The sequence below is a fragment of the Roseibium suaedae genome, assembly GCF_900142725.1.
GTDB classification, from domain to species: Bacteria; Pseudomonadota; Alphaproteobacteria; order Rhizobiales; family Stappiaceae; genus Roseibium; species Roseibium suaedae.
In genome coordinates, this window is record NZ_FRBW01000001.1 from 543201 (window position 1) to 568977 (window position 25777).

Annotated in this window: 23 protein-coding genes; 10 read left to right on the forward strand and 13 right to left on the reverse strand. The window is 59.9% G+C overall.

Annotation, left to right across the window (positions count from 1 at the left end):
- The first annotated feature begins 75 nt into the window (after positions 1–75).
- The 3 genes from choW to BUA94_RS02480 all read left to right on the forward strand — a co-directional run bounded on the left by choW (position 76) and on the right by BUA94_RS02480 (position 2822).
- Positions 76–924 carry a choline ABC transporter permease subunit gene (gene choW / locus BUA94_RS02470; RefSeq protein WP_073008343.1) on the forward strand — a complete coding sequence of 283 codons (849 nt, stop codon included), beginning with the start codon at positions 76–78 and terminating at the stop codon, positions 922–924.
- Positions 921–1949 carry a choline ABC transporter ATP-binding protein gene (gene choV, locus BUA94_RS02475; protein ID WP_073008346.1) on the forward strand — a complete coding sequence of 343 codons (1029 nt, stop codon included), beginning with the start codon at positions 921–923 and terminating at the stop codon, positions 1947–1949. Before choW ends, choV begins: the two co-directional genes overlap by 4 nt.
- Positions 1950–2099: 150 nt before the next feature.
- On the forward strand, positions 2100–2822 hold the full coding sequence (locus BUA94_RS02480) for a gamma-glutamylcyclotransferase (protein WP_139250989.1): 723 nt from the start codon (positions 2100–2102) through the stop codon (positions 2820–2822).
- Positions 2823–2895: 73 nt separating this feature from the next.
- Here BUA94_RS02480 and BUA94_RS02485 read toward each other — a convergent pair whose 3' ends face one another.
- From BUA94_RS02485 to BUA94_RS02520, 8 genes are all read right to left on the reverse strand, one after another.
- Positions 2896–3396, reverse strand: coding sequence for a DUF4405 domain-containing protein (locus BUA94_RS02485; protein WP_073008349.1), 501 nt, complete (start codon positions 3394–3396; stop codon positions 2896–2898).
- A gap of 214 nt (positions 3397–3610) precedes the next feature.
- Entirely contained in the window at positions 3611–4774 is a 1164-nt protein-coding gene (locus BUA94_RS02490; RefSeq protein ID WP_073008352.1) for an iron-containing alcohol dehydrogenase, read from the reverse strand.
- Positions 4775–4974: 200 nt separating this feature from the next.
- A complete protein-coding gene (locus BUA94_RS02495; protein ID WP_073008356.1) occupies positions 4975–6363 on the reverse strand; it encodes an aldehyde dehydrogenase family protein in 1389 nt (462 codons plus the stop codon).
- Positions 6364–6464: 101 nt separating this feature from the next.
- On the reverse strand, positions 6465–7832 hold the full coding sequence (locus BUA94_RS02500; protein WP_073008359.1) for a glutamine synthetase family protein: 1368 nt from the start codon (positions 7830–7832) through the stop codon (positions 6465–6467).
- A gap of 86 nt (positions 7833–7918) precedes the next feature.
- Positions 7919–8968 carry a TRAP transporter substrate-binding protein gene (locus tag BUA94_RS02505; RefSeq protein WP_073008362.1) on the reverse strand — a complete coding sequence of 350 codons (1050 nt, stop codon included), beginning with the start codon at positions 8966–8968 and terminating at the stop codon, positions 7919–7921.
- Between the two features lie 114 nt (positions 8969–9082).
- Positions 9083–10423: a TRAP transporter large permease gene (locus BUA94_RS02510; protein ID WP_073008365.1), complete on the reverse strand. Its 1341-nt coding sequence runs from the start codon at positions 10421–10423 to the stop codon at positions 9083–9085.
- A complete protein-coding gene (locus BUA94_RS02515) occupies positions 10423–11019 on the reverse strand; it encodes a TRAP transporter small permease subunit (protein WP_073008368.1) in 597 nt (198 codons plus the stop codon). The genes BUA94_RS02510 and BUA94_RS02515 overlap by 1 nt, the downstream gene beginning before the upstream one ends.
- Entirely contained in the window at positions 11012–11803 is a 792-nt protein-coding gene (locus BUA94_RS02520; protein ID WP_073008371.1) for an N-formylglutamate amidohydrolase, read from the reverse strand. Before BUA94_RS02520 ends, BUA94_RS02515 begins: the two co-directional genes overlap by 8 nt.
- Positions 11804–12001: 198 nt before the next feature.
- Between BUA94_RS02520 and BUA94_RS02525 the strand changes: the two genes are divergently transcribed.
- On the forward strand, positions 12002–12892 hold the full coding sequence (locus BUA94_RS02525; RefSeq protein ID WP_073008375.1) for a MurR/RpiR family transcriptional regulator: 891 nt from the start codon (positions 12002–12004) through the stop codon (positions 12890–12892).
- A 64-nt stretch (positions 12893–12956) separates the two neighbouring features.
- On the opposite strand, the gene BUA94_RS02530 is transcribed toward BUA94_RS02525, so the two are convergent.
- Positions 12957–13169: a cold-shock protein gene (locus BUA94_RS02530; protein ID WP_073008378.1), complete on the reverse strand. Its 213-nt coding sequence runs from the start codon at positions 13167–13169 to the stop codon at positions 12957–12959.
- Between the two features lie 453 nt (positions 13170–13622).
- Between BUA94_RS02530 and BUA94_RS02535 the strand changes: the two genes are divergently transcribed.
- The gene (locus BUA94_RS02535) at positions 13623–13985 is read left to right on the forward strand and encodes a BA14K family protein (protein WP_073008381.1); all 363 of its coding nucleotides are present in this window, start codon (positions 13623–13625) and stop codon (positions 13983–13985) included.
- An 81-nt stretch (positions 13986–14066) separates the two neighbouring features.
- On the opposite strand, the gene BUA94_RS02540 is transcribed toward BUA94_RS02535, so the two are convergent.
- The gene (locus BUA94_RS02540; protein ID WP_073008384.1) at positions 14067–14525 is read right to left on the reverse strand and encodes a YaiI/YqxD family protein; all 459 of its coding nucleotides are present in this window, start codon (positions 14523–14525) and stop codon (positions 14067–14069) included.
- A 3-nt stretch (positions 14526–14528) separates the two neighbouring features.
- Positions 14529–15740, reverse strand: a complete 1212-nt coding sequence (locus BUA94_RS02545) for a TIGR03862 family flavoprotein (RefSeq protein ID WP_073008387.1) — start codon at positions 15738–15740, stop codon at positions 14529–14531.
- 278 nt (positions 15741–16018) lie between these two features.
- Here BUA94_RS02545 and BUA94_RS02550 point away from each other — a divergent pair, with 278 nt between their 5' ends.
- Positions 16019–17227: an HD domain-containing phosphohydrolase gene (locus BUA94_RS02550; protein ID WP_073010737.1), complete on the forward strand. Its 1209-nt coding sequence runs from the start codon at positions 16019–16021 to the stop codon at positions 17225–17227.
- A gap of 34 nt (positions 17228–17261) precedes the next feature.
- On the opposite strand, the gene BUA94_RS02555 is transcribed toward BUA94_RS02550, so the two are convergent.
- Positions 17262–18056, reverse strand: a complete 795-nt coding sequence (locus BUA94_RS02555) for a glycosyltransferase family 2 protein (protein WP_073008390.1) — start codon at positions 18054–18056, stop codon at positions 17262–17264.
- Between the two features lie 421 nt (positions 18057–18477).
- On the opposite strand from BUA94_RS02555, the gene BUA94_RS02560 reads away from it, so the two are divergent.
- Together BUA94_RS02560 and BUA94_RS02565 are read left to right on the forward strand one after the other, a co-directional pair.
- Positions 18478–19644 carry an acetyl-CoA acetyltransferase gene (locus tag BUA94_RS02560; RefSeq protein ID WP_073008394.1) on the forward strand — a complete coding sequence of 389 codons (1167 nt, stop codon included), beginning with the start codon at positions 18478–18480 and terminating at the stop codon, positions 19642–19644.
- A gap of 283 nt (positions 19645–19927) precedes the next feature.
- Positions 19928–21550: a methyl-accepting chemotaxis protein gene (locus BUA94_RS02565; RefSeq protein ID WP_175557980.1), complete on the forward strand. Its 1623-nt coding sequence runs from the start codon at positions 19928–19930 to the stop codon at positions 21548–21550.
- 75 nt (positions 21551–21625) lie between these two features.
- On the opposite strand, the gene BUA94_RS02570 is transcribed toward BUA94_RS02565, so the two are convergent.
- Positions 21626–23557 carry an alpha/beta hydrolase domain-containing protein gene (locus BUA94_RS02570; protein WP_073008400.1) on the reverse strand — a complete coding sequence of 644 codons (1932 nt, stop codon included), beginning with the start codon at positions 23555–23557 and terminating at the stop codon, positions 21626–21628.
- 417 nt (positions 23558–23974) lie between these two features.
- On the opposite strand from BUA94_RS02570, the gene cysG reads away from it, so the two are divergent.
- On the forward strand, positions 23975–25432 hold the full coding sequence (gene cysG, locus BUA94_RS02575) for a siroheme synthase CysG (RefSeq protein WP_073008403.1): 1458 nt from the start codon (positions 23975–23977) through the stop codon (positions 25430–25432).
- Positions 25433–25445: 13 nt separating this feature from the next.
- Entirely contained in the window at positions 25446–25745 is a 300-nt protein-coding gene (locus BUA94_RS02580; protein ID WP_073008406.1) for a DUF2849 domain-containing protein, read from the forward strand.
- Positions 25746–25777 lie beyond the last annotated feature (32 nt).

The window sequence follows — 25777 nt, forward strand, 5'->3', positions numbered from 1 at the left end:
CCGGTCTGTCCGGTGCGGCAGTCCCGGTGATCCCAGGCAAGGGGAAATCCGGAAATATTCCTGGAGATCCGAGTTTTGGACTGGCTGATTGATCACAAGATCCCCATTGGAGCCTGGGCAAAGGCCCTGGTGGATTGGCTGACAGACAACGCCTATTGGGTGTTCGACGGCATATCCGTCGCTCTTGAAAGCATGATCGATGGCATCTTGTATCTCCTGCAGGCGCCCCATCCGCTCGTGATCGTCGCGCTGGCCACCGGTCTTGCCTATCTTGTCCGGCGCAGCCTGTCCTTTCCTGCCTTTGTCGCTGTTGCACTGCTTCTGATCATCAATCAGGGCTACTGGACCGAGACAACGGAAACGCTGGCCCTGGTCATCGCTTCCACATTCGTCTGTGTCTTGATCGGCGTGCCGATCGGTGTGGCCGCCGCTCACCGCCCCAGGCTCTATCTCGTCATGCGCCCGATCCTGGACATGATGCAGACCATCCCGACTTTCGTGTATCTGATCCCGGCGCTCATTCTCTTCGGTCTCGGCATGGTGCCGGGTCTTGTCGCGACGGTGATCTTCGCCATTCCCGCGCCGATCCGTCTGACCCAGCTTGGTGTTTCCACGACTCCGACCCATCTTCTGGAAGCCGGGCAGGCCTTCGGGGCGACCAAGTCCCAGATCCTCTGGAAAATCGAGCTGCCCTATGCGCTGCCGCAGATCATGGCAGGCCTGACCCAGACCATCATGCTGTCCCTTTCCATGGTGGTGATCGCCGGTATGGTTGGCGCGCCGGGTCTTGGCACGGAGATCGTCCGTGCGTTGGGCCGGGCTGATATCGCCAAGGGCTTTGAAGTGGGCGTCGCCATCGTCCTGATTGCCATTATCCTGGACCGCTTTTTCCAGACCCGGGACGGTAAGGGAGCGCAGGGATGACCAGACCGATCGTAAGCCTGAAGTATGTCGATATTGTCTTTGGCGACAAGCCCGCTTCCGCTCTGCCCCTGATCGACAAGGGTGCGACCCGTGAGGAGATCCAGGCGCAGACTGGCCAGACCCTTGGGGTGGCGGGAGCGAATTTCGATATCAACGAGGGCGAGGTCATCGTTCTCATGGGCCTGTCCGGATCAGGCAAGTCCACCTTGCTGCGCGCCGTCAACGGTCTCAATCCGGTCATTCGCGGTGCAGTCGAAGTGGGGGACGGGGACAGCGTGATCAATCCGGCCGATTGCTCTGCCGAGGAGCTGAAGGCCCTCCGCCGCCGCCGCATCGCCATGGTGTTCCAGCAATTTGCCCTGCTGCCCTGGCGCACAGTTGCCGAAAATGTCGGTTTCGGTCTGGAGCTTGCCGGCGTCCGGGAACGGGAGCGGCGTGCAAGGGTCGAGGATCAGCTGAAGCTTGTCGGCCTGGACGGCTGGGGAGGAAAATATGTTCACGAGCTCTCCGGCGGCATGCAGCAGCGCGTGGGACTTGCCCGGGCCTTTGCCACTGAGGCTCCTATCCTGTTGATGGATGAGCCTTTCTCAGCGCTTGACCCGTTGATCCGCGACCGTCTTCAGGACGAGCTTCTGGACCTGCAGAAAAGCCTCAACCGGACCATCATTTTCGTCAGCCACGATCTGGACGAAGCCGCCAAGATCGGTTCGCGCATTGCGATCATGGAAGGCGGGCGGGTGATCCAGCTCGGCACGCCGCAGGAAATCGTGCGCAGGCCTGCAACGCCTTATGTCGCGGATTTCGTTGGGCACATGAACCCGCTGAACGTGCTGCGCGCCAAGGATGTCATGGCAGATCTTGCAGGCATGCCTGTGCCGTCAGATGCCGCAACTTGTGCGCCGGATGCGCCCTTGCGCCAGGTCATCCGGCAGAAGCAGGACATGTGTGGCGATATCTTCGTCATGGGAACTGCAGGGCCGGTGGGCCGCATCACGGAAGCTGACATTCTCTCCTGCCTCTCCTGACAGGGCGAATGAATGGGCCGGGCGGTCTCGGCTGGTTGGTCAGGAAGTGCTTGAGTTTCCGTCTCCGGCTCTTACCATCTGGGTCAGAGTGCGTTCGCCGCTCGGTTCACTTCTTTCCGCTTCCCCGCCTGATCAAGGAATTTGCCGCAGGTGACTGAAGATCCGTTCCGCCATCATCCTGCCCTGCGCGGCAAGATCGTTCCTGCTGACCAGTCGACCTACAGGACACGCGATTTCAGTGATCTGGATGAAAGGCTGAAGCAAAACGGCCTGCCGCAAATCATGCGGCGCAGCGATGAGAACCGGGAAGCCTCCCGCCGTGCCACGCTCGCCGGGCGGGAAGGGCAGGACATGTGGGTCTTTGCCTACGGGTCGCTGATGTGGGAACCGGCGTTTCATTTTTCAGAAGTGCGCCGGGCGCATCTGGACGGATATCACCGCCGCTTCTGCCTTCGGTCCGAATATGGCCGGGGAACGCCGGGGTGCCCAGGCCTGATGGCAGGTCTCGACAAGGGCGGATCCTGTGATGGCCTCGTGTTCCGCATTCCGGCGGAAATCGCCGAAGAAGAGAGCCATTTTGTCTGGCGCAGGGAAATGCTCTTCTTTTCCTACGTGCCCGAGTTCCTGCCTGTTGGAACAAGGCAGGGCCCGGTTGAAGCCCTGTCCTTTGTGGTCAATCCGGACAATCCGTTGCTGCTGCCGCCGATGAGCCTGGAGGAAACAGCCCGCATCATTGCACGGGCAGAAGGGCATCTGGGGCCGAACATCGACTATGTCGAGAAACTGGCCGATGCCTTCGAGCTGTTGGGCATCGAGGATCCGGAGCTGTTCGCGCTGAGAGCAAAGGCGCGGGCCTACAAGTCCGCGCCATAAGCGGGTTCGGGGCGATGCGGCTTCCGGTTTGCCGCCCGGCAAACTCTTGAAAACAAGAGATGTGACCCGAGGGTCAGCGCTTCAGGCTGGACAGGAAGCTCAGCATGTCGCGATCCGACTTGCCGTTGCTTGAGGCAATCTCGGCCATGCTCTGGTCAACACTCGCAGGAGGCATGCCTGCATCCGAGAGCTTTGCAGTCAGCTCGGCAGGTTCCAGTCCGTAAAGCGGAGCGATGACCGAGACTTGTGCAGCCTGGACCTTGCGCATGATCCCCACCAGCGGGTTGCCGCCGCCGCCTTCACCTTCGCTCGGCATGAAGAAGATGGCGGAAGCTGCGAGCGAGACCACCAGGGCAATCAGCATCGGCAGGCGCTTGAAGTAGGAAACGAAAGGTCGCCAGTTTTTCCAGACATGCAGAACGAATGGCAGGATCAGCACCATGCTGAGCCACTCGTGCATGCCGTGAAAGGCAGATGGGCCGACGTGGAAGAAAAGGGCGATGCCCGAGATCAGGGAGACCAGAAACAGGCCGGTGGTGAAGGGGGTGGCATATTTGGAAAAGAGTTTTGACATGGCTTGCGTCTCTGTTGCGTTCGGTTTCCCGGATATGCAGCAGTCCGTTGTGCATGTCTTCCGTAAAAGCCCATAAGTTACAAACTATTACACTTTGGCTCTGCTTGGTTACGATTGAGCTGCATCTGACGTCCAGTTCAAATGAAACAGGCTACGCCCTCGCGGGCGAAGCCTGAATACATGAAATTTACTTTCATGTTTCTGAAGTGAAGCCTCAGACTTCGCCGCTCATCGCCTTGTCGAAGATCGTGAGCGCGCCGTCCTTGGTCAGTTCGACCGGATTGCCGCCTGCGGTCGGGTCGACGATGGCCATCTCCGCGATCAGGTCGCGCTTGGCATCATCCACGTTCAGGCCGGAAAGCGTGTGCGGTACGCCGAGGTCTTCCCGCAGCTTGAGCACGGCTTCAAGGACACCCTGATAGCCGTTTTTGAAACCCAGGAAGCCGGCAAGACGTTCGAACTTCTGCTCGATGGCGGGCTTATTGAACTGCAGCACATAGGGCATGAAGACTGCGTTGGTCATGCCATGATGCGTGTCATAGAGCGCGCCGACCGGGTGGGACAGGGAGTGGATGGCGCCAAGACCCTTCTGGAAGGCGACAGCGCCCATGGCCGCCGCGCTCATCAGATGGCCGCGGGCTTCCAGATCGGAACCGTCAGCAACGACCTTCGGCAGGTTTTCAAACACCAGCCGCATGCCTTCCAGCGCAATACCTTCCGACATCGGGTGATAGAAGGGCGAGGAATAGGCTTCCAGGCAATGGGCCAGCGCATCCATACCGGTGCCGACGGTGATGATCCGGGGCATCTTGGAGGTGAGTTCCGGGTCACAGATCACCACGGCAGGCAGCATCTTCGGATGGAAGATCACCTTCTTGGTATGGGTCGCGGAATTGGTGACCACACCGGCGCGGCCGACTTCCGAGCCCGTGCCTGCCGTGGTCGGAACGGCGACGATGGGGGCAATGCCTGCCGGATCGGCGCGGGTCCACCAGTCACCGATGTCCTCGAAGTCCCAGATTGGCCGTGACTGACCTGACATGAAGGCAATCAGCTTGCCGGCATCAAGACCGGAGCCGCCGCCAAAGGCGATCACACCGTCATGACCACCGGCCTTGTAGGCAGCAACACCAGCCTCGACATTCTTGTCGATCGGGTTCGGCTTCACATCGGAGAAAACGGCAGCGTCCAGACCGGCGGCCTTCAGGCTGGCGATCGCGTCGGCGACCATCGGCAGGGAGGCAAGGCCGGGGTCGGTGACGAGCAGCGGCTTCTTCATGCCTGCGGCCTTGACGGCGTCGGGCAGTTCCTTGATCCGGCCAACGCCGAAACGGACGGAAGTGGGATAGGACCAGTTGACGGAGGGAAGGGTGGTCATGGCGGTTCTCTTAATCAGCCAAGAGGGAAACGGTAAGGACCGGATGGTGTCCGGTGCAGGTTTGGGGGCTGCGGATTGCTCCCCTCTCCCCATTGGGGAGAGGGGCTGGGGGTGAGGGGAAGAGCCTCAATTTGTTGAATTCCCCCTCACCCCGGCCCTCTCCCCCTGGGGGAGAGGGAGCCAACCGCAGCGCCTTTTCGTCAGTGTTCCACGCGGAAGTGGAAGGACTTCGGACGGGTCAGGTTGTGGAAGCCGATTTCGGAAAGAGCTGCGCCCTTGCCCGTGTCCTTCACGCCTGTCCAGACAAGAGCCGGATCCAGATAGTCACAGCGGTTCATGAAGACCGTGCCGGTCTCGATCTGGTCAGCGATGCCGGCGGCCGCATCGACGTCCTCGGTCCACAGCGACGCGGTCAGGCCATAGGGGCTGTCGTTCATCAGCTGAAGCGCTTCCGCATCGTCCTTCACCTTCATGATGCCGACGACCGGACCGAAGCTTTCCTCGCGCATGACGGACATCTGGTGGTCGACATTGGTCAGGACTTGCGGCGCAAGGTAGGGTGTGCCTTCCTTGTTGGCCTCGAAGCTGGATACATCGATATGGGCCTTCGCGCCCTTGCGCAGGGCTTCCTCGGTCTGCTCGCGCACCCAGGCGGCAAAGCGGGCCTGAGCCATCGGCCCGAGGGTGGTGGCTTCATCCAGCGGATTGCCCAGCTTGTATTGGCTGGTCAGGTCCACGAAACCGTCGACGAACCGGTCATAGAGGCTCTCGTGCACATAGACGCGCTCGATGCCGCAGCAGCACTGGCCGGAATTGTAGAAGGCGCCATCGACCAGATTGCCGACAGCGTAATCGAGATCCGCGTCCGCGCGCACATAGGCCGGATCCTTGCCGCCGAGCTCCAGGCCCAGGGTGGCGAAGGTGCCTGCCAGAGCCTTTTCGATGGCCCGGCCGCCGGCAACGGAGCCGGTGAAGTTGACATGGTCGATCAGGCCGGAGCCGAGCAGCTTCTCGGTGCCGCCGTGCGTGAGAACGATGTTCTGGAACACGCCCTTCGGCAGACCGGCGGCTTCAAAAGCCTTGGCGAGGCGCTCGCCGACCAGCAGCGTCTGGGCAGCATGCTTCAGGATGATGACGTTGCCTGCCATCAGTGCCGGCATGATCGTGTTGATCGCCGTCATGAACGGGTAGTTCCAGGGCGCGATCACCATGACGATGCCGAGCGGCACACGCTTCAGATAGCGCTTGAAACCCGGCTTGTCGGTGCGCTCGATATCCGCAAGCGCTTCCGCGGCAATGTTGGCGCAATAGGTGGTGCGCTCGATGGTGCCACCCAGTTCGCCGCCGTAGCGGACCGGACGGCCCATCTGCCAAGCCAGCTCCGTGACGACTTCGTCATTCATGGCCTTCAGTGCGTCGAGCGCCTTCAGGCAACATGCAATGCGGTCTTCCAGGGGAACAGCGGCCCAGGACGCCTGGGCAGTCCGGGCGGTGGTGACCACCCGGCTGACGGCGGCCTCATCCAGAGCGGGCCGCTCGGCATAGATGCTGCCGTCCACCGGGGATATGAGCTTGATCGTTTCAGACATGTTTCACCTCAAGAGGCCATGCCTTGCGGCAGGGCCAGGCTGCTTAAAGGGATCTGCGGCGGCAAATGCCGTTCCGCAAACCGGCAAGGGCTCCGGCTGGCTTAGGCCCGCTCGAAGCCGCGTGCAATCTCATAATCGGTCACCGCGCGGTCGAACTCGTCGATCTCCCACTCGGCTGCACGGCCATAGTGGTCGACCACTGCATCCGAAAACGCCTCGCGCAGCATTTTCGACCCGAGCAGGGTCTCGCGTGCATCGCGCAGGGTGCCAGGCACTTCCGGTGCCTTGCCTGCCGAATAGACATCGCCGGAGGACGGGGCCGCCAGCTCCAGCTTTTCCTCGATGCCCTTGAGCCCGGCTGCAATCTGAACAGCCAGAGCCAGATAAGGGTTCAGGTCCGAGCCACCGATGCGGCATTCCATTCGCACGCCCTTGGAGCCTTCACCGCACAGGCGGAAGCCGGCGGTGCGGTTGTCGATGGACCAGACCGTCTTCGTTGGCGCGAAGGTGCCCTTCTGGAAGCGCTTGTAGCTGTTGATGTAAGGCGCCAGGAAATAGGTGTAGTCCGGCGCATATTTGATCAGGCCGGCCGTATACTGGCGCATCAGTTCCGACATGCCGTATTGGGCGGAAGGATCGAAGAAGGCATTCTCGCCCTTGGCATTCCAGAGCGACTGGTGCACATGGGCCGAGCTGCCGACCTTGTCTGAGCGCCATTTGGCGAGGAAGGTCGCAGACCGGCCCTTCTGCCAGGCAATCTCCTTCACCGCGTGCTTTGCGATGGTGTGATAGTCGGCCGTATCAAGGGCTGCCGCATAGCGGATGTTCAGCTCTTCCTGACCGGTTTCGGCTTCGCCCTTGGTGTTCTCGACGGGAATCCCGGCATTGAAGAGATGATTGCGCACCGGACGCATCACGTCTTCTTCCCGGCCGGTCTGCAGGATGTTGTAGTCCTGATTATAGGCGGAATAGGGATCCAGATCGCGGAAGCCGCTCTTGCGGATCTCGTCATAGGTGCCGCCGAAGATGAAGAACTCCAGCTCCGTTGCCATCATGGCGGTGAGGCCGAGCGCATCAAGCCGGGCAATCTGCTTCTTCAGCATGGCGCGGGGCGAATGGGGCACCGGCTCGTGGGTGTGGTGGTCCAGCACGTCGCACATCACCATGGCGGTGGCTTCCAGCCAGGGCACATAGCGCAGGGTGCTGAGGTCCGGCTTCATGACATAGTCGCCATAGCCGGCGGTCCAGCTCGTCGAGGCATAACCCTCAACGGTGTACATCTCGAGGTCGGTTGCCAGCAGATAGTTGCAACAATGGGTCTCTTCCCAGGCGCTGTTCAGGAAATGCTGGGCATGAAAGCGTTTGCCCATCAGACGACCCTGCATGTCGGTGATGCAGGCGATCACGGTATCGATCTCGCCGCCGGAGACAGCGGACTTGAGGGCGTCGAGGGTCAGGTTGCCGGCCATTTTGGTCGTGGTCCATTCAAACAGGGGTCATCGCGGTCTGTGCCGGTCCGGAGGCAGGCCCCGGACCGGCGTTTCGCTCACGCAGCTCAGCCGTAGCGGTACGGACGTCCAGCCTTGGCCATGTCGGCGTTGTACTTCTTGAAGATCTCGACGACCTTCGCCTTGGTCGGGGATTCAGCTGCAATCTCGTCCCAGAATTTTACGGCTGCTTCTTCGACCTTTGCCCATTCTGCGTCCGGAATGGTGGTCAGTTCCAACTTGCCGCCGCCAACACGCAAGGAGGCTTCGCCGCCCCAGTACCACCACTGGCGGTGCAGGTGAGACGAATTCATGGCGAGCTGCAGCAGGGACTTCAGGTGATCCGGCACTTCATTCCAGCGTTCCATGTTGGCAAAGAAGTGGCCGATCCATGCGCCGGAGATGTTGTTGGTCAGGAAGTACTTGGTCACATTGGCCCAGCCCACCGTGTAGTCTTCGGTGATGCCCGACCAGGCCATGCCGTCCAGTTCACCGGTCTGAACAGCCACTTCCGCGTCTTCATAGGGAATGGTGACCGGAATGACGCCGAACTGGGTCAGGAAGCGTCCAGCTGTCGGGAAGGTGTAGAGGCGCAGGCCCTTCAGGTCTTCCAGCGACCGGATCGGCTTGGTGGTGTTGAAGTGGCACGGATCCCAGGAGCCTGCGGAAATGTGCTTCACGCCGACCTTTTCGTATTCTTCCGCCCAGATCTCGTTCAGGCCGTACTGGTTGAACAGCACCGGCACATCCAGGGAATAGCGGGAAGCGAAGGGGAAGTAGCCGCCGAACACGGTCACTTCGGTCGGAGAGGCCATGGAGTCATCGTCGGACTGCACGGCGTCGATCGTGCCGTTCTGCATGGCGCGGAACAGTTCGGCGGTCGGGACGAGCTGGTCGGCGGTGTAGAGCTCGATGACCATTTCGCCATTGGCGGCCTTGTTGAAGGCATCGATGGCGGGCTTGACGACATGTTCGGCCAGAGCCGGACCTGCATAGGTCTGCAGGCGCCACTTGATCGGGGCCTGTGCCTTGACTGCGGGGGCAGCAAGGGTTGCTGCACCTGCGGCGGCGATCGTGCCGGCACCGGCCTTCTTCAGAAAATCGCGTCTATTCGTCATTTCAGTGTACTCCCCTTTGAGTGATCCACTTTCAGGCCCGCCGTGCCTTTTGGCGCTTGTTTTCGGCGGCCCCTTTCAATTCACGAACTCCCAAATCTCCTGCAGACAGGCACATTACCGGTTGTAGACATAGTCTGGCAGCCAGAGTGCGATCTGCGGGAACACCATGACAATTGCCAGGGCGAGTATCATCACCAGAACGAACGGCGTGATAGAGCCGTAAATGTCGCGCATGGTGATTTCCTTCGGGGCCATGGCCCGCATCAGGAACAGGTTGTAGCCGAACGGCGGCGTCATGTAGGCGATCTGCGTCGTGATCGTGTAGAGCACGCCGTACCAGATCAAGACTTCGCCGCGTGGCAGGCCGAGGTCCAGGGTCCCGACCAGCGGCACATAGAGCGGCGCAACGATGACCAGCATCGCGGTGTCGTCCAGAAACGTGCCCATGATCAGGAACGAGACCTGCATCAGGATGAGAATGGTCCAGGGACCGAGGCCGAGCTTCTCGGTGAAGACGCTTTCGATGGCCTTCACGGCGCCGAGCCCGTCGAAGACAGCGCCAAAGCACAGGGCGGCCAGGATGATCCACATGAACATGCAGGAGATGCCGAGGGTCTGCTTCAGGCAGACGATCAGGATCGGCATGGTCAGGCGTCGTTTGGCAAGGGCTGCCAGAAGCGCTGCCAGCGCACCGATGGCGGAGCTTTCGACAAGGCTGGTCCAGCCGTTGACGAAAGGCACCATCATGGTGGCGAAGATGATCACCGGCAGGAGGCCGGACAAGAGCAGCTTGTACTTCTCATCCTTGTAGGTCTCGCGCTCCTCCCTGGAGAGGGCCGGACCGAGCTCCGGCTGAAGCTTGCAGCGGATCGCAATGTAGATGACGAAAAGGGCCGCCATCATCAGCCCAGGCAGCACTCCGGCAAGCCAGAGCTGGCCGACAGGCGCACGGGCGATCATCGCATAGAGCACGAGCACGACAGAGGGCGGCACTAGAATGCCAAGCGAGGACCCTGCCTGGATCACGCCGGATACCATCTTCTTGTCATAGCCACGCTTGAGAAGTTCCGGCAGGGCGATGGTTGCGCCAATGGCCATGCCGGCGACCGACAGGCCGTTCATGGCCGAGATCAGCACCATCAGGAAGATCGTGCCGATGGCAAGCCCGCCGCTGAGCGGTCCCATCCAGACGTGGAACATTTTGTAGAGGTCGTCGGCGATCTTGGTTTCCGACAGCAGGTAGCCCATGAAGATGAACATGGGCAAGGTCAGCAGCGGATACCATTTCATCAGCTTGATGGCGGCCGAGAACGGCAGTTCCGATCCGCCCGTCCCCCACAGGAGCAGGGCGGCGAGCGCGGCAACGCCGCCGATGGCGCCGAAGACGCGCTGCCCGGTGAGCAGCATCAGCATCATCGACGAGAACATGAGAAGAGCGATCATCTCATAGGACATCAGATCTCTTCTCCCTGGATGCGGGCAATATCCTTGATGAGCTCCGCAACAGCCTGCATCAGCATCAGAACAAAACCGAAGATCATCACGAGCTTGATCGGCCACAGATAGGGCCGCCAGGCTGTGGGGCTGCGTTCCAGATGGCCCATGACCTCCGACGCGCCATCAACACCACCGGTCAGGAAGCCGACGAAAAGGTCCTTGTAGAAGACGAAGGGCTCCTTGCCGAAATAACCGAGCGAGTAGGCGGTGGAGCTGAATGCGCCATAGACCAGGATGCAGAGATAGAAGATCAGCACGAAGACGGTGAAGGCGTCGAACCAGGCCTTCTTCTTGTGCGACCATTCCGCATAGAAAAGATCCATGCGCACATTCGAGCCCATCTGGATCGAGTAGGGGCCGCCAAGCACGTAATAGGCGACCATGGCGAACTGGGCCATTTCCAGCGTCCAGAGGGACGGGTGGAAGAATGTCTTGGAGATGGACGACCACAAGAGGATCCCGGCCATCACAAAGACCCCCCAGATCATGACCAGGCCGAGGCCCTTGTTGAACCGGTCGACACCCCGGACATAGGCGCAGGCGAGACTACGCATTCGCACCTCCCGCCGTCGCAAGGGCCTGCATGAGGATCGGCGCCAGGCGTTCAGCCCATTTCAGCTCGGCTTCGGGAGAGGCAACCTCGTCATTGCGGATTTCGATCATCAGGGACTTCAGTCCCAGGTCCTGTCCGTGCCGCATGAGCGTGTAATAGACGCCATCGGCCGGAGAGTAGGGCTCGTTGTCGCCTACGGTCAGATGCCCGTCAGCCTTGAGCGCTGCCAGAGCAGGTCCAGCAAGAGAGGTGTCCGCGTCATAGATCAGGCCGATTTCCCAGGGGCGGGAAACCCCTTTGTAGACCGGCGTATAGGTATGGATGGACACGACGGCTGTTGCCACGCCTTCTGCGAGCCGTTGTGCGATCACGGCATCAATGGTGCTGTGAAACGGGGTGTGCGAGAGGGCGATACGCTCAGCGCGCTGGGTGTCGTCAAGGTTCTGGTTGCCAGGAATGCCGGTAAGTTCGCTGACGGGCGGAATGAGATCCGGTGCCAGGGTGTCCCGGTTGCAGTCGATGATCAGCCGCGAAACGCAGGAATGCACCAGAGGCGAGTCCATCAGTTTCGATAGGGCAATGGCGACGCCAAGGGCGCCGGGATCCCAGGCAATGTGCGCCTTTAGATCGGCTTCGCTCAGTCCGAGCGTCCCATAGGCAGGCGGCAGATGGTTGCTTGCGTGGTCGCAGACCAGCACAAACGGACCCTTTCCCTGCCCATTCACGACCTCGACGGGCGGTAGAACCGCCACGCCTGGCGCGGAGTCCGACGCCTGGAGTGTCATTTGCTATTCCCCTCGTCCGGTTTCCTGATCGTTAACTGTTGTATTTTTTGTTACAGAATTGTCAGAACGATCAAACCTTGTATGATTTGATACACAGTTTGCGGCGAAGTCAAACACAAATCCTGAGCAGTGATCCCCGGATCCTGACGCAGGGGGTGGAAGGCTGGAGCCGCAGGGGCAGCGCGCTGGAGACCTGGTATGGATCGGCCCTTGATCGAAGAAATCCACGACCGGATCGATGAATTTACATCGACGGAACGCAAGGCTGCCTATGCGCTTCTGGCCAATTATCCGGTGCAAGGGCTGGATACTGTTGCCAATTTTGCAAGGGCGGCGGGGGTCAGTTCGCCGACTATCCTGCGCTTTGTCGCAAGGCTCGGCTTTCCCGGATTTGCCGATTTTCAGGCCCGGCTGCGCAAGGAACTGGCCAGCCAGCTGAACACGCCACTTGCCCGTAGTTCCGAACTGCCGCAGGCGCAGCCGGACAACATGGATCCTCTGGTTGCCCAGATGGTGGACAATGTGCGCGAAACCTTTGCACATTTGCCAAGGGGGGAGCTGGAGGGCGTGATCCGGCTTTTGGCGGACGAGAAGCGGACCATTCACCTGATCGGCGGGCGTTTCACCGATGCGCTGGCCCGATATACGGCAGCGCATCTGCGCATTGTCAGGCCCAATGTCATCCATGTGGCGGGGCAGCAGGGAAACTGGTTCGACCAGCTTCTGGGGGTCGGTCCGAAAGACGTCATCGTGGTCTTCGACATCCGCCGGTATCAGACGGAGATCATCCGCTTTGCGGAGACGGCAGCGGCTCAAGGGGCCAGTGTCGTTCTGGTCACCGACAGCTGGATGTCGCCGGTCGGGCGATTTGCAAGCTTCGTCTTACCAGCCCGCGTGGCGGTTCCCTCGCCCTGGGATTCCTCGACGGCCCTGATGTCGATCGCAGAAGTGCTGATTGCGGGCGTTACAGCTGCCAATCCGGAACGCAGCCAGAAGCGCATGCAGGCGCTTGAAGACCTGCGCAATGGTCATGACCCTTCCAAGGGGCTGGAAACCGAAGAAGGTCCAGATCTGGAAAACAGGCAATAAAAAACGCCGCCGGAGACCGGCGGCGTTCTTGAAATTCTGTCAGCCGCCTGATGGCGGCATAGCCTTAAGCGAGTTCCAGCTGAGCTGCCTGCTTGCCACGGCCACGACGATCATCTTCAGCAACGAAAGTTACCTTTGCACCTTCTTCCGGAGCGCCGAGACCAGCCTGCTCGAAAGCGGTGATGTGCACGAACACGTCCTTGCCGCCGTTTTCGGGAGTGATGAAGCCGAAGCCGCGGTCATAGTTGAAGAACTTGATGGTGCCGTTCTCACGCATGAGAGAAACCTTTCCGTTGTTTTAAGTGCAGGACGCAGCGAACCCGCCCTCTGCACAGTTGCGAACAGTCAGCTAGAAACGGAAAAGTCTCGACATTCAGAGCAGGCAGTGGGGCTGCCTGCCGAAACCAATCTTAACCGGGTCTATTTCATGTCCCGTCCGGCCGTGGAGCCGATGAACGCCAAGGTAGGGTGTCGTGCCGCCCATTACAAGGGATAGTTTTGTAACGCGAAGAGCCGGATTTATTGCCTTTTTCGCGGGTTTTCAGGACCTTGGCAGCCCTTTCCCGACATATAAATCCGCCTGGATGTCACGTTAAGGAACCTTCGTTCCGTCAAACCGTTCCTTTGTGACGGGGGTCACATCCCGCAGCGGCACATGCGGATAGTCTTTTCTCATCAGAAACGCGATGCCGCTGCTTCAGGGCATCCCTGATCAGAAAGGACCAAGGCAATGTTCAATAAGATCACATTGACTGCCGCTTCCGCCATCTGCGCAGCGGTCATGACCGTATCAGCCGGCACAGGCTCTGCCGAAGCCCGTAACCGTGGCTGGGAAACCGGTGCCGCCGCTGCTGGCGGATTTGTCGCCGGCGCCATCATTGGCTCTGCCGCCAGCCAGCCGCGCTACTATGCGCCGCCGCCCCCGCCGCCGGTCTACTACGCTCCGCGCCGTCCGGCTCCGGTCTATTACGGCTACCGTCCGGCTCCCTGGACCCCGGCCTGGTATGAATACTGCTCTGCACGGTATCGTTCGTTCAATCCGCGCACCGGCTATTTCGTGACCTATTCCGGTCAGCCGCGCTTCTGCCAGTAACGGGCGGACGATTGCAGATCTGGATTTGAAAAAGCTCCCGGGTGGCCTGCCACCCGGGGCTTTTCATTTTAAGCTGCCTGATCAGATGCCAGATTGCCGCTTGGCGGCGCGCATGATGGTCTCGAGCTGGTTCAGGAAACGCGACCGGTCGGCCTTGGTGAAGGCCGGGCCGCTTTCACGGATCTCGCCGATTTCCCGCAGGTGTGTGTTGAGATTACGGATCGCCAGCCGCATTCCCATCGCATCCTCGCGAAAGGGCTTGCCGTTGGGCGAAATGACCAGCGCGCCCGTGCTGACGCAGCGCGAGGCTAGGGGCACATCGGCGGTAACGACGACATCGCCGGTCTTGGCCCGTTCCGCGATCCAGTCATCCGCCACATCAGGCCCCTCAGGAACCACCACCCGTTCGACCAGATCGCTGTCGGGCATCCGCATCCAGCTGTTGGACACGATCTTGACCTCGACCTTGTGCCGTTCGGCCACCCGCACGGCTTCTTCTTTCACGGGGCAGGCATCTGCATCGACATAGAGAATGGTCATGGCCTATCCCTTGTGCTGGCTCAGGTAGCGGTCGATCCCGCGGGCCGCGCCAAGTCCGGTGGCAAAGCACGCCTGCAGCAGATAGCCTCCTGTCGGAGCTTCCCAGTTCAGCATCTCTCCGGCGGCAAAGACGCCGGGAAGGGCTTTCAGCATCAAGCCATCGTCCAGCTGATCGAGGCAAATGCCGCCTGCGGAGGAGATAGCCCGATCCATGTCATAGGTGGCATGGGTCGTGAGCTTCAGGTCCTTGATCCGCTCGGCGAGGCCCTGCGCGGTATCCGGCAATGGACCGGGCTCGCGAAGGAGGGCCGTCTCCGCCGGGTTCAAGCCAGCCGCCTTGCGCAGGAAGGTGCTGATGGACTGCTTGCGGCGGGGAGCGCCGAGCTTGCGCGTGAGTTGATCAAGGCTCAGGTCGGGACGAAGGTCGAGGGAGAAGTCCGCCGAGCCATTCGTCTCGATCAGGCTCCTGAGATCCGCGCTGAAAGCGTAGACTAGGCCTCCTTCAAGACCGGTGGACGAAATCACTGCTTCTCCCATTGCGCTTTGACCGTTGACGGTCATGCGCAGTCGCTTGAGCGGAGTTCCGGCAAAACGCTCGGTCAGAAGCGGGCTCCAGCCGATGCGAAAGCCGCAATTGGCTGGGCGCAACGGACTGATCGCTATGCCTTTGTCTTCAAGAGCGGAGGTCCAGCCACCGTCAGAACCAAGCCGGGGCCAGCTGGCGCCGCCAAGTGTCAGAAGAACGGCATCGGCCTCGATTGTCTTGCCCTGTTCCTCAGGCGTATCGAATGTCGCGCTGCCGTTCTCGGCAAATCCGGTCCAGGTTGTCCGGCTCAGGAAGGTCACGCCAGGCTGGTCCAGGCGCTGGAGCAGTGCCCGCAGCAGCGGAGAGGCTTTCATGGCAATCGGAAAGACGCGTCCGCTCGAGCCGACAAAGGTTTCTTGCCCGAGATCCTGGCACCAGGCTCTGAGGTCTTCGGGCGGAAAAGCTTTCAGATAAGCCTCCAGGAAGCCTGCTGCCTCCCGGTAGCGTGCCAGAAAGATGTCTGGCTGCTCACTGTGCGTAAGATTGAGGCCGCCACGCCCTGCCATCAGGAACTTTCGAGCCGGAGAAGGCATTCTGTCTGCAAGGGTGACTTGATAGGATAGTGAAGACAGATGATCGGCAGCCATCAAGCCAGCAGGACCCGCGCCAATAATAAGTACTTTTAACATGGTTTCCTTCTGGGTGTATTCATTGTTTGGGGCAAGTTATTTGTTATGATTGGTTGTCAGTGGAGATGGTTGCTAAAAATCAATACTTTTAGTCGGTTTGGTTGTATGAATTGTTAGGAAACTCGTGAAATATAAGGGGTACGCAGCCGCCGATAGCAGCATGAAAGGGGCAAGACAAGAGGCGATCTGCATGAATGCAAGGGCTTCGCAAAGCCGGACCCGAGGCCATGGAGGGGCTGTCTGGATCTGGCGCGCAGAGGGAAGAAGTGGAGGAGACGATGGTCAAAAGTCTGAGCCAGATTCTTGTCGTTGACGCCGACCCCAAGGTGTTGAGTGCGTTCGAGCGTATCTTCTCCGACCAATACCGTGTTGCCACCTTCGACGAGCCCAACAAGGCACTCCCCTGGATCAAGGAAAATCCTGGTGTTGCAGTCATTGTTTCTGCAATCAACCTGTCCGGCATGGGGGGCGTTTCCTTCCTCAGTGCCTGTGAAGCTGCTGCACCTTATGCCGCCCGAATTCTGCTGACTGCCGAAAAATCGGTTGATCTGGTCAAGCAGGCTGTCAACAACGGCCATATCTTCATGCTTCTGACCAAACCCTGCTCACAAGCCGAACTGACCGCCGCTGTCCATGCTGGAATGACACAGCATAACCGGCTTCTGCAAGAACGCACTGTTTTGGAGCGCACTCTTTCCGGTTCGGTTAAACTTCTGATTGAAATGCTGTCGCTGTTTCATTCCGAAGCCTTCCGCCGAACGTCGGTCATGCGCCCTCAGGCCATGCGGATCGCCCAGCGTATGGGCGTGAAAAAGACCTGGGAACTGGACATGGCCGTGATGTTCTCACCCCTGGGTGAAGCCTTGCTGCCGAAGGAGATCCTGGCCAGATACAGGACTGCGAAACCCCTGACCGATCAGCAGCGTGAAATCCTGGCGCGCGCGCCGGCGCAGACACGCGATCTTTTGAAGAACATTCCCCAGCTCGACCGTGTGGCAGAGTGCCTTTATCTGTCCAGCCGGGGGTTCGACGGTTCAGGCTTCCCTGTTGATGGCCCGGTTGGTGTCGACATTCCTGTGACGTCCCGGATCCTGAAGGTGCTCACCGATCTTTGGTTCGCGAGCCCGGAAACCGGAGTGGATGCGGCGGCTTTCGAGGCGCTCGCCATCAACCGGCGTCAGTATGATCCTGAAATTTTGCAAGTCGCTCGTGAAGAACTGCTGGATATGGTCAGCGATCAGCAGAACCGTGCAATCACTCTTTGCTATATCCGGGCTCTGCGTCCGGGCGACGTTCTGGTGGATGACGTGCTGTCCGAAGGAAGCCACGAACTCGTGCTCTCTCGGGGGCATCAGCTCACCGGCACGACGATCCGCAGGCTCGACCAGTACAATCACGTCTCAGGTATCCGCCAGCCGATCCGCGTCCATCGCGAAGAGCAACCGCCAACGGCCTCCAACGGTGAATTGGAGATGATCGGGGCGTGAGAGGAGGGCGGTCAGCCTCCCATTCTTCCTCGGATCACTCGGCTCTGCGGCTTGCTGCCTGCTTCAACTCGGCCTCATAGGCTTTTGCCACCCGCAGGAAACGGGCATGGCCATAATTGATCGACAGGATCAATCCCCACCAGCCATAGCGCCAGTATTTCCGCACGACATAAGCTTTCAGGAACGCGCCCGGGAATTCGCTCAGGAGACGCCAGCGGGGCAGCTTGCGGCCGCGCTTCTGCATGTCGGCGACCTGCATGTCGGAATAGCGGTTGTACTTGCCGACCTGGAATTCCAGAGACCGGATCGAGCGGTGCGCCATGATGCCCGAAAGGTTCTTGAGCACCGTACCTTCATTCGGGCGGACGGTGTCATGAACCGAAGACTCGGAAAAACGGCCCTGCCTGCGGTCATAGAGCCGGATCTGATGATAGCCATAGGCCCAGGGGGCCGGGGCCGTTTCATGGGCATAGATATCCCGGATCATGATCCGCCAGCCGCCTGCTGCAAGGTGGCCGTCAGAAGTCATCAGTGCACGGATTTCAGAGGCGAGCCCGGGCGTAACTTCCTCATCCGCATCGATGTTGAGGATCCAGTCGTTGCGGCACTGGTCTTCTCCAAAGCGCTTCTGCGGACCGTAACCGAGCCAGTCATTGTGAATGACCCTGGCCCCAAGGGAACTGGCGACTTCCGGTGTTCCGTCGGTGGAGCCGCTGTCGATCACGATCACTTCGTCGGCCCAGCCGATCACCGACTGGATGCTTTTCCCGATCCGGTCGGCTTCATTCTTGGCGATGATGAACACCGAAAGAGGAAGAGGCTGAGACATTGAGACCCTGTGTCATGAGGACTGTCCGGCCGTGAGCCGGTTCGCCTTTTTAGGGGCCAGGCCAGTGTCCTGCAAGTATCCGCAATTGTCCGGGAGCCGGGAAGGAGGAGCCGGCGGTTTCGTCGCGTCTCACATAAAAAAAGACCGGTCCCGAAAGACCGGCCTTTCAATAAAGGAATGAAAAAATCAAACGCTTGAAACAAGGGGACTATGCCGCCGTTCCATGACAGGCAGATGAAAATGACGTCGGGTACTTCAAAAAAAGGGAGAGATGGCGCTTGCTGATGATTTTGTAATTATCTTATTGAATTTTAATGATTTAAATCATCTAGTTGACGTTTAGGTCAAAAATTCTCTTGCCAACTCGCTGACAAGCTGGAACTCTCGGGGCAAAGTTAACCCGGTTGAGGGAGGAAGACGCATGACCGCAGCAATGGTTGGGTGGGCGCATCTGCCGTTCGGCAAGCACGCGGAAGAAACGGTCGAGAGCCTGATCGTCAAGGCGGCCGTCGGGGCCATCGAAGATGCAGGCATCGGCCCGGAGGAAATCGACGAGATCATTCTTGGCCATTTCAACGCCGGCTTTTCCCAGCAGGATTTCACGGCCTCTCTGGTTCTTCAGGCCAATCCTGTCCTCCGCTTCACACCGGCGACACGTGTCGAGAATGCCTGTGCGACCGGATCCGCCGCCGTTCACCAAGGCGTCCGGGCCATCCGTTCTGGCGATGCCCGCTTCGTGCTGGTTGTCGGGGTCGAGCAGATGACCACGACGCCGGGTGCAGAGATCGGGCGCAATCTTCTCAAGGCCTCCTATCTGCCGGAAGATGGCGACACACCGGCTGGTTTTGCTGGCGTGTTCGGCAAGATCGCGGAAGCCTATTTCCAGAAGCATGGCGATCAGTCGGACGCGCTGGCCCGTATCGCTGCCAAGAACCATCGAAACGGCGTCTCCAATCCCTATGCCCAGATGCGCAAGGATCTTGGCTATGAATTCTGCCGTCAGGAAGGGGAGAAAAACCCCTTTGTTGCCGGGCCGCTCAAGCGCACGGATTGCTCGCTGGTGTCGGATGGTGCTGCCGCGCTGGTCCTGACGGATCCGGCGACCGCGCTCGGCATGAAGAAGGCGGTGGCTTTCCGCTCGCTGGCTCATGTCCAGGATTTCCTGCCCATGTCCAAGCGCGACATCCTGAAGTTTGAAGGCTGTTCCCGTGCCTGGGGTCAGGCGCTGGGCGAGGCCGGTCTTGCGCTCGAGGATCTGTCCCTGGTGGAAACCCATGACTGTTTCACTATTGCTGAACTGATCGAGTATGAAGCCATGGGCCTGACCGCAGAGGGGCGCGGTGCAGAGGCGATCCTTGAGGGCTGGACTGAAAAGGACGGCAAGCTGCCGGTCAATCCATCGGGCGGGCTCAAGGCCAAGGGGCACCCCATCGGCGCAACCGGCGTCTCCATGCATGTCCTGACGGCCATGCAGTTGACCGGAGAAGCAGGTGGCATTCAGGTGAAGGATGCGGAAATCGGCGGCATCTTCAACATGGGCGGTGCAGCCGTTGCCAACTACGTATCCATCCTGCAGGCGATGAAGTAGCTTTCAACCTTCCGCAACGGCCTTTTTCAACGGGCCGTTGCGGAACTCAGGGGTTCTACTTAAAAACTTCACCAAGTTTATATTATTTTTGATGGGTCGCTTGTTCCGTTAAGTAATTGGATACCCGCACTCCCGTATCGCTCCAATCATGGGTCCCAATTTTGGGCCAGGTTTTGGGGGATTGGCTTTGAAAAGTCTTAAGGCAAAAACCGGAGTAGCAGCCGGCGTGTTTTTCGCGACAATTCTCGCGTTCAGCATTGGTCTTCTCATTTGTCTTAGCTCGATGACGAAGTCAGCGACCGAGCTGGAAGTGAAGGGGCAGCAGTTCTCGGGCGACGTCCTCAATCTTGCGGTTTCCCTGCAGAAGATGCGCTTCAACATTGTTCAGGTTCAGCAATGGCTTACCGACATCTCCGCAACGCGCGGGGAAGATGGTCTGGACGACGGTTTCGCGCTGTCTGAAGAATTTGCAGCAAATTTCGAGTCGGAAAGCCTTGAGGCAAAGGCCATCGCGGAACGTCTTGGCTACAGTGATGTCGTGAGCGGCATTGCCGACGTCCGTGCCAAATTCCCGAGCTATTTTGCGGCTGGTACCAAGATGGCCAAGGCCTATATCGCCGAGGGGACGTCTGCCGGAAACAAGGAAATGGCGACCTTCGATGCCAACGCCTCCACCTTGACCGAAGCCGTTGAGGCTGTGTTCGAAAAGCAGATTGCCGAGCTGGAAGCCGAGCGTGCAGAGCTTATTCAACGCGGTGAGAGTTTTGACTCCAGCGAAGCTCTGGCTGTTGATGTGGTCTACGCCATCATCGCTGTGCTTTTGACGAGCGTGGCGCTGGGAAGTCTTGCTCTACATCTCGGTGTTCTGAAGCCGCTTGGCAATCTGGCGAGCGCTGTCCGCAAGATCTCTGATGGCGACTATGAAGTTCAGCTGAAGGAAAATGTCCGCGGGGATGAGATCGGCCACCTTGCAAGCTCGATCCTGGTGCTGCGCGACAATGCTGCGGAGCGCCGTCAGCTGGCGGAAGCCAACCGCAAGGAAATGGAACAGCGCCAGCAGCGTGTTCTCACCCGTGAAAAGACAATCGACGGGTTCCGGGCCGGTGTTGCAGGTATCCTGGACTCCGTCTCGCACACCATGTCCCGTCTGGAAGACACCGCTCAGTCCCTGTCCACGGTGACCAGCGACACGGAACGTTTTGCTGACGAAGCCGCTTCCTCGTCGCAGGATGCCCGGTCGAATGTGGAAGCAGTGGCCGCCGCCACCATGCAGCTTTCCTCTTCGATCGAAGAGATCAACCGCCGCGTGACCTCTACCACTGCCGTCGTCTCGGAGGCCGCAGAAACCACCGCAGCGACCAACGACAAGGTTGAGCGCCTGTCCGCCGCCGCGCAGGAAATCGGGGACGTTGTCCAGCTGATTTCAACCATTGCCGAACAGACCAACCTTCTGGCTCTGAATGCCACCATTGAGGCCGCCCGTGCGGGTGATGCAGGCAAGGGCTTTGCGGTTGTGGCAAATGAGGTGAAGGCCCTTGCGAACCAGACCGGCAAGGCGACCGAGACCATCACCCAGCAGATTGCCGCCATTCAGGGTGCGACCAACGAGGCGGCCCGGTCGATCCGGGAAATCTCCCAGATCATGGACAGCATTTCCTCTGAAACCTCTGCAATTGCGGCGGCTGTGAATGAGCAAAGCGCCGCCACCAGCGAAATCTCGCGCGGGGTTCAGGAAGCAGCTCACGGCACGGAAACCGCAAGCGAGCGCGTTTCCGGCGTTTCCAGCAATGCCCGCAAGTCATCGAATGTGGTTGTGGAAGTCTCTGGCGCGGTGACGTCGGTCGTTGAAGGCACGCAGAGCCTGACCGGCCAGATCGAGAAGTTCATCCGCGACATCGCGGCCTGAGCTGAAAAAAGCAGTCGATCAGATCATGAGACCGGCGGCCAGTGGCCGCCGGTTTTGTTTTGTCTGGACGGGCGATCAGTTCCAGACCTTGCCTGCGTCTGCCTTGGCGCGTTCCAGCACATAGTCGACATCGCCTTCAAGCATCAGCTTCTGGGCGATCAATCCTTCTGCTGCCGCTTTCACGGCATCCAGATAGGCCTGTTCGTCCTTGTAGCGTGCGTCGATCGGATCGCGGCTGTCCTGACTATCCGCAGCCTTCGGGAAGGGCTGATAGCTGCCGGTCAGGCTGCAGAGCTCACCTTCTGCAAAGCCTGCGCCGCGCAGGTTCCAGCCGGCATAGCTGCCAAGCGGGGCGGCAACCACAGGAAGCCGGATCCCGCCGAGAGGAATGCCATCCTTGTCGACAGATGGAACGTATTCCATGTAGGCGGCGCCTTGCACCGGCGGCTTTTCAGAGTGATCCATCACCCGCAGGGTATTGAACCTCGGTTTTTCCGTGGTGCCCGCAATCTGCGGCAGCTTCAGATCGTCAAGCTTGACCAGGGTTTCCTCGGCAAGGCTTGGGAAGCTGCTGGCCGGAGGAGCCGTGTCCTTGGAAACCCAATCTTCCATTGCCGCATAAAGGGCGCGCATCACCGGGGCAGAGCTCAGTGGGTTGGTCGGGTTGACGCAGGTCTTGCTCATGTTCGACTGGGTGCCCCAGGAGTTGAAGTGCGGGGCGCCGGCAAGGAAATACAGCCGAACATTGTCCGGCATGGTCAGCGGCTCGCCTTCCGGAGAGGTCGAGACCAGATAGGCACGTCCCTGCCAGAATTCGGTCGAGGTGTCCGAATGCATGATCTTCGGGCAGGTGTCGCTGACGGTGCAGGCGCTCAGGATGCTTTCGCGCTTGTTGGTCAGCGGATCCGTTGTCAGCGCGTAGGTGAAGGGGAATTGATCACCCGGATAGTCATGATCCTCGTGCTGCCGCGAATAGCGGCCCGCCAGGGCAAAGCGATAGTTTGTATAGGTCTTCCGGGAGCCGGCGATATGGGCCATCGCGCCGTCGAAAACCTTTTTGCCGCCTTCATCGGCATTGAAGCCCTGATAGATGAAATCGCGGACGAAGCGTCCGGACTGGGAAATGCCCATGCCGATCGTATGCTCGACGCCGCTCAGCGGGTTTTCCGCGTCGTGGCCCTCGTTGCCGCGCAGGAATGAAATCACGTCGCGGGTGGCGGCAAAGGCGAGCCCGGCCGGCACGCTGCCTTCCGCCGGGTAGACGAAGTCATAGATCGCGCCCGCATCCAGCCCAGCGGGGCGGGTAATCTCGACTTCGGTGGCGCTGACATATTTGAAGGTCAGGCCTTCGGGGGTGGATGCGGCGTCATTGGGTGTCGCGCGTACGGTCAGCGTTGCCTTGGATGGATCCATGTCCGCTGCCGGATAGGTGAGGGATATCTTTCCCGTTTCACCCGGCTTGTCGAAAATCATTTGCTCGCGGGAGGTGCCTTTCACCCCGGAGAGGGTCGGCAGGGTGATGTTGATGCCTGCGTCCGGCAGGTCCGATTGCCATCCACTCCAGACGACCGTATCCCCCCGGGTCATCAGGAAACCGTCGCCCGCGTCCTCTTTTTTCTCGGGAACGCCCGAGCCCTCGGTCCGATTCAGCAGCATGAAGCTCAGATTCCGGCCCCGGTTGGGAACTTCATAGAACAGGAAAGGCGATTTCTTGGTGGCATCAGCCGGGCGAAGAATGAAGACCTCGGTGCTGAACTCCACTTCACCCTTGGCGTTGCGGGGCGCCTTTTCGATGTCGACGATGCCGGCATTGGCGGGGCTGTCCGGATTGACCGCGATCGTGGCGATGGCATCGATCCGCTCATAGGCTCCGGTGTCGCCGAAGGTCTGTCCCTCGAAAGCGGGGCTGGATGACTGAATCTGGAAGCCGGTGACCCTTGCGTGGGCGTTGCCAGACAAAACGGTTGCTGCCAGCAAGGCTGCCGGCAGGGCGTATTTTCTGTTCATCAATGTCCTCCCATGTCGCTTGAAAAGATCAAGCTTGCATGATCGTGCTGGGAGTCTGCGTACAGAGTCAATATTTTTGTATACAAAAGAGGCGGATTGGCTGCACCTCAATTTTCAACTCCAACGTGAGATGTGGTTGGGGAAGCTCATGTGCAGCGCAGCATCAACTTGCTTTTCGGGAAGGTCCGAACGGCAGGGATAGGGCCGTCCGGGCGCATTGAATGCACTGCGTTAGCTGAATTCAGGGCGAGGGGCGAAAGCCTGCAATCCGGGTTGTCTGGCGGCATTGTTCGCCGAACCGGACAAGAGAGGATTCCTTTTCTCTCCTTGCCACGCACTTTGAAATCCGATGCCCGCAGTTTTCTTCACCAAATCGCTAAATTGAGACCGTGGATGCGAATGCCCGGGAGAGGCCCTATGGCTGGACCAGAGAAACAACGTGAGATCGCCCCGGCGCGCCGGCGGCTTGATGTGTTCCCGACCTTCTTCAAGGTTGCGGGACAGCGCGTCTGTGTCATCGGTCATGGCGGTGAAGCCGCTGCCAAGGTCCGTCTTCTGTCTGAAACCAATGCCCGCATCGAAGTTATCGCCGAAGAGATCGAACGCGAACTGGCCGAGGCAATTGCCGCTGCCGGCGCCGTTCATGTTGCAGAAGCCTTCCGTCCGTCGCATCTGAACGGGGCGGCTCTTGTATTCAGCGCCCGCGAAGACGAGGTTCTGGACCGCGCTGTTGTTGAAGCTGCCCGGATCATGGGTGTGCCGGCCAATGCGGTGGACAAGCCGCATCTTTGCGATTTCTACACGGGCGCTCTGGTCAACCGTGCGCCGATTGCGGTGGCTATCACCTCGACGGGCGCAGGCCCGGTTCTTGCCCGCCACATCCGCGCGAAGATCGAAGCGATGCTGCCGCAGGGCACGGGCGATCTGGCGCGTCTGGCCGAGGGCCTGCGCGATGCAGCAAGCCGTGTCATTCCGGACGCCGCTGCCCGCCGCCGGTTCTGGGCCCGGTTCTTCTCCGGTCCGGTTGCCGATAATGTCTACGCTGGCCACAAGGATGCCGCCCGTGCGGAAGCACAGCGTCTTCTGAACGGCGCTGCCGATGAAACCGGCTTTGTCTGGCTGGTGGGCGCTGGCCCTGGCGCGGAAGATCTCTTGACCCTGCGCGCCCAGCGGCTGCTGCAGGAAGCAGACGTGATTGTTCATGACGCTCTGGTGCCCGCCGGGGTCGTGGCCATGGGCCGCCGGGATGCAGAGCGGATTTCGGTCGGCAAGCGCAAGGGCGCGCATTCCGTGTCGCAGGCCGACATCTGCAAGCTCCTGGTCAAGCTTGGCGGTGAAGGCCTCAAGGTCGTCCGGCTCAAGGCAGGTGACCCAATGATCTTCGGCCGTGCGGCAGAGGAAATGGATGCGCTGCGCGAAGCCGGCATCAGCTTTGAGGTCGTGCCGGGTGTGACGGCTGCCTTTGCCGCTGCGGCCTCGGCTCAGCTTCCGCTGACCTTGCGCGGTGTTGCCTCCACGCTGGTCTTTGCCACCGGGCACAATGCCAAGTCCGAAGTTCTGCCCGACTGGGCGGGTCTGGCCCTGAAAGGGGCGACGGTCGCGGTCTACATGGGCCGGACTGTTGCGGCGGACGTTGCCACCAAGCTCGTATCCGCCGGTCTTCGCTCCGGCACACCCGTCGCAATCATCGAGAATGCGGCCCATCCTTCCGAGCGTCAGTTCAGTGGCACGCTGGCTGACCTGAGCAATCTGTCGGATCGCTCCGACATTGATGGAGCCGTGCTGATCGTCATTGGTGAGGCGGTCGGGCATGCTGCTCTTGAAAAAGCCGAACCCATTGCGGCCTGGCCGCTGAAACGTGAATTCGCCGCCTGAGGAGATAAGGGCAATGAAGATTGTTACCGCCAACCGTTTGATCGATGGCGAAGTGGTCTGGCTCGGTGCCGGAAACGCCTGGGTTGGCCAGGTCTCCGAAGCACTGGTGCTGGATGGCAAGGATGACGTTGCCGCGGCTCTTGCTGCAGGTCTTGCTTCTGCCGAACGCCGGGAAGTGGTCGACGTTTATGAAGTCGACGTGACCGAGGAAGACGGAAAGCTGGTTCCGGTGCGCCTGCGCGAAAAGATCCGCGCAAAGGGTCCAACCACCCATCCGGAACTGGGCAAGCAGGCACAGGCCTCCCAGGCCTGAGCCGGACAAAGATGTGAGGCCGTCAGATGACG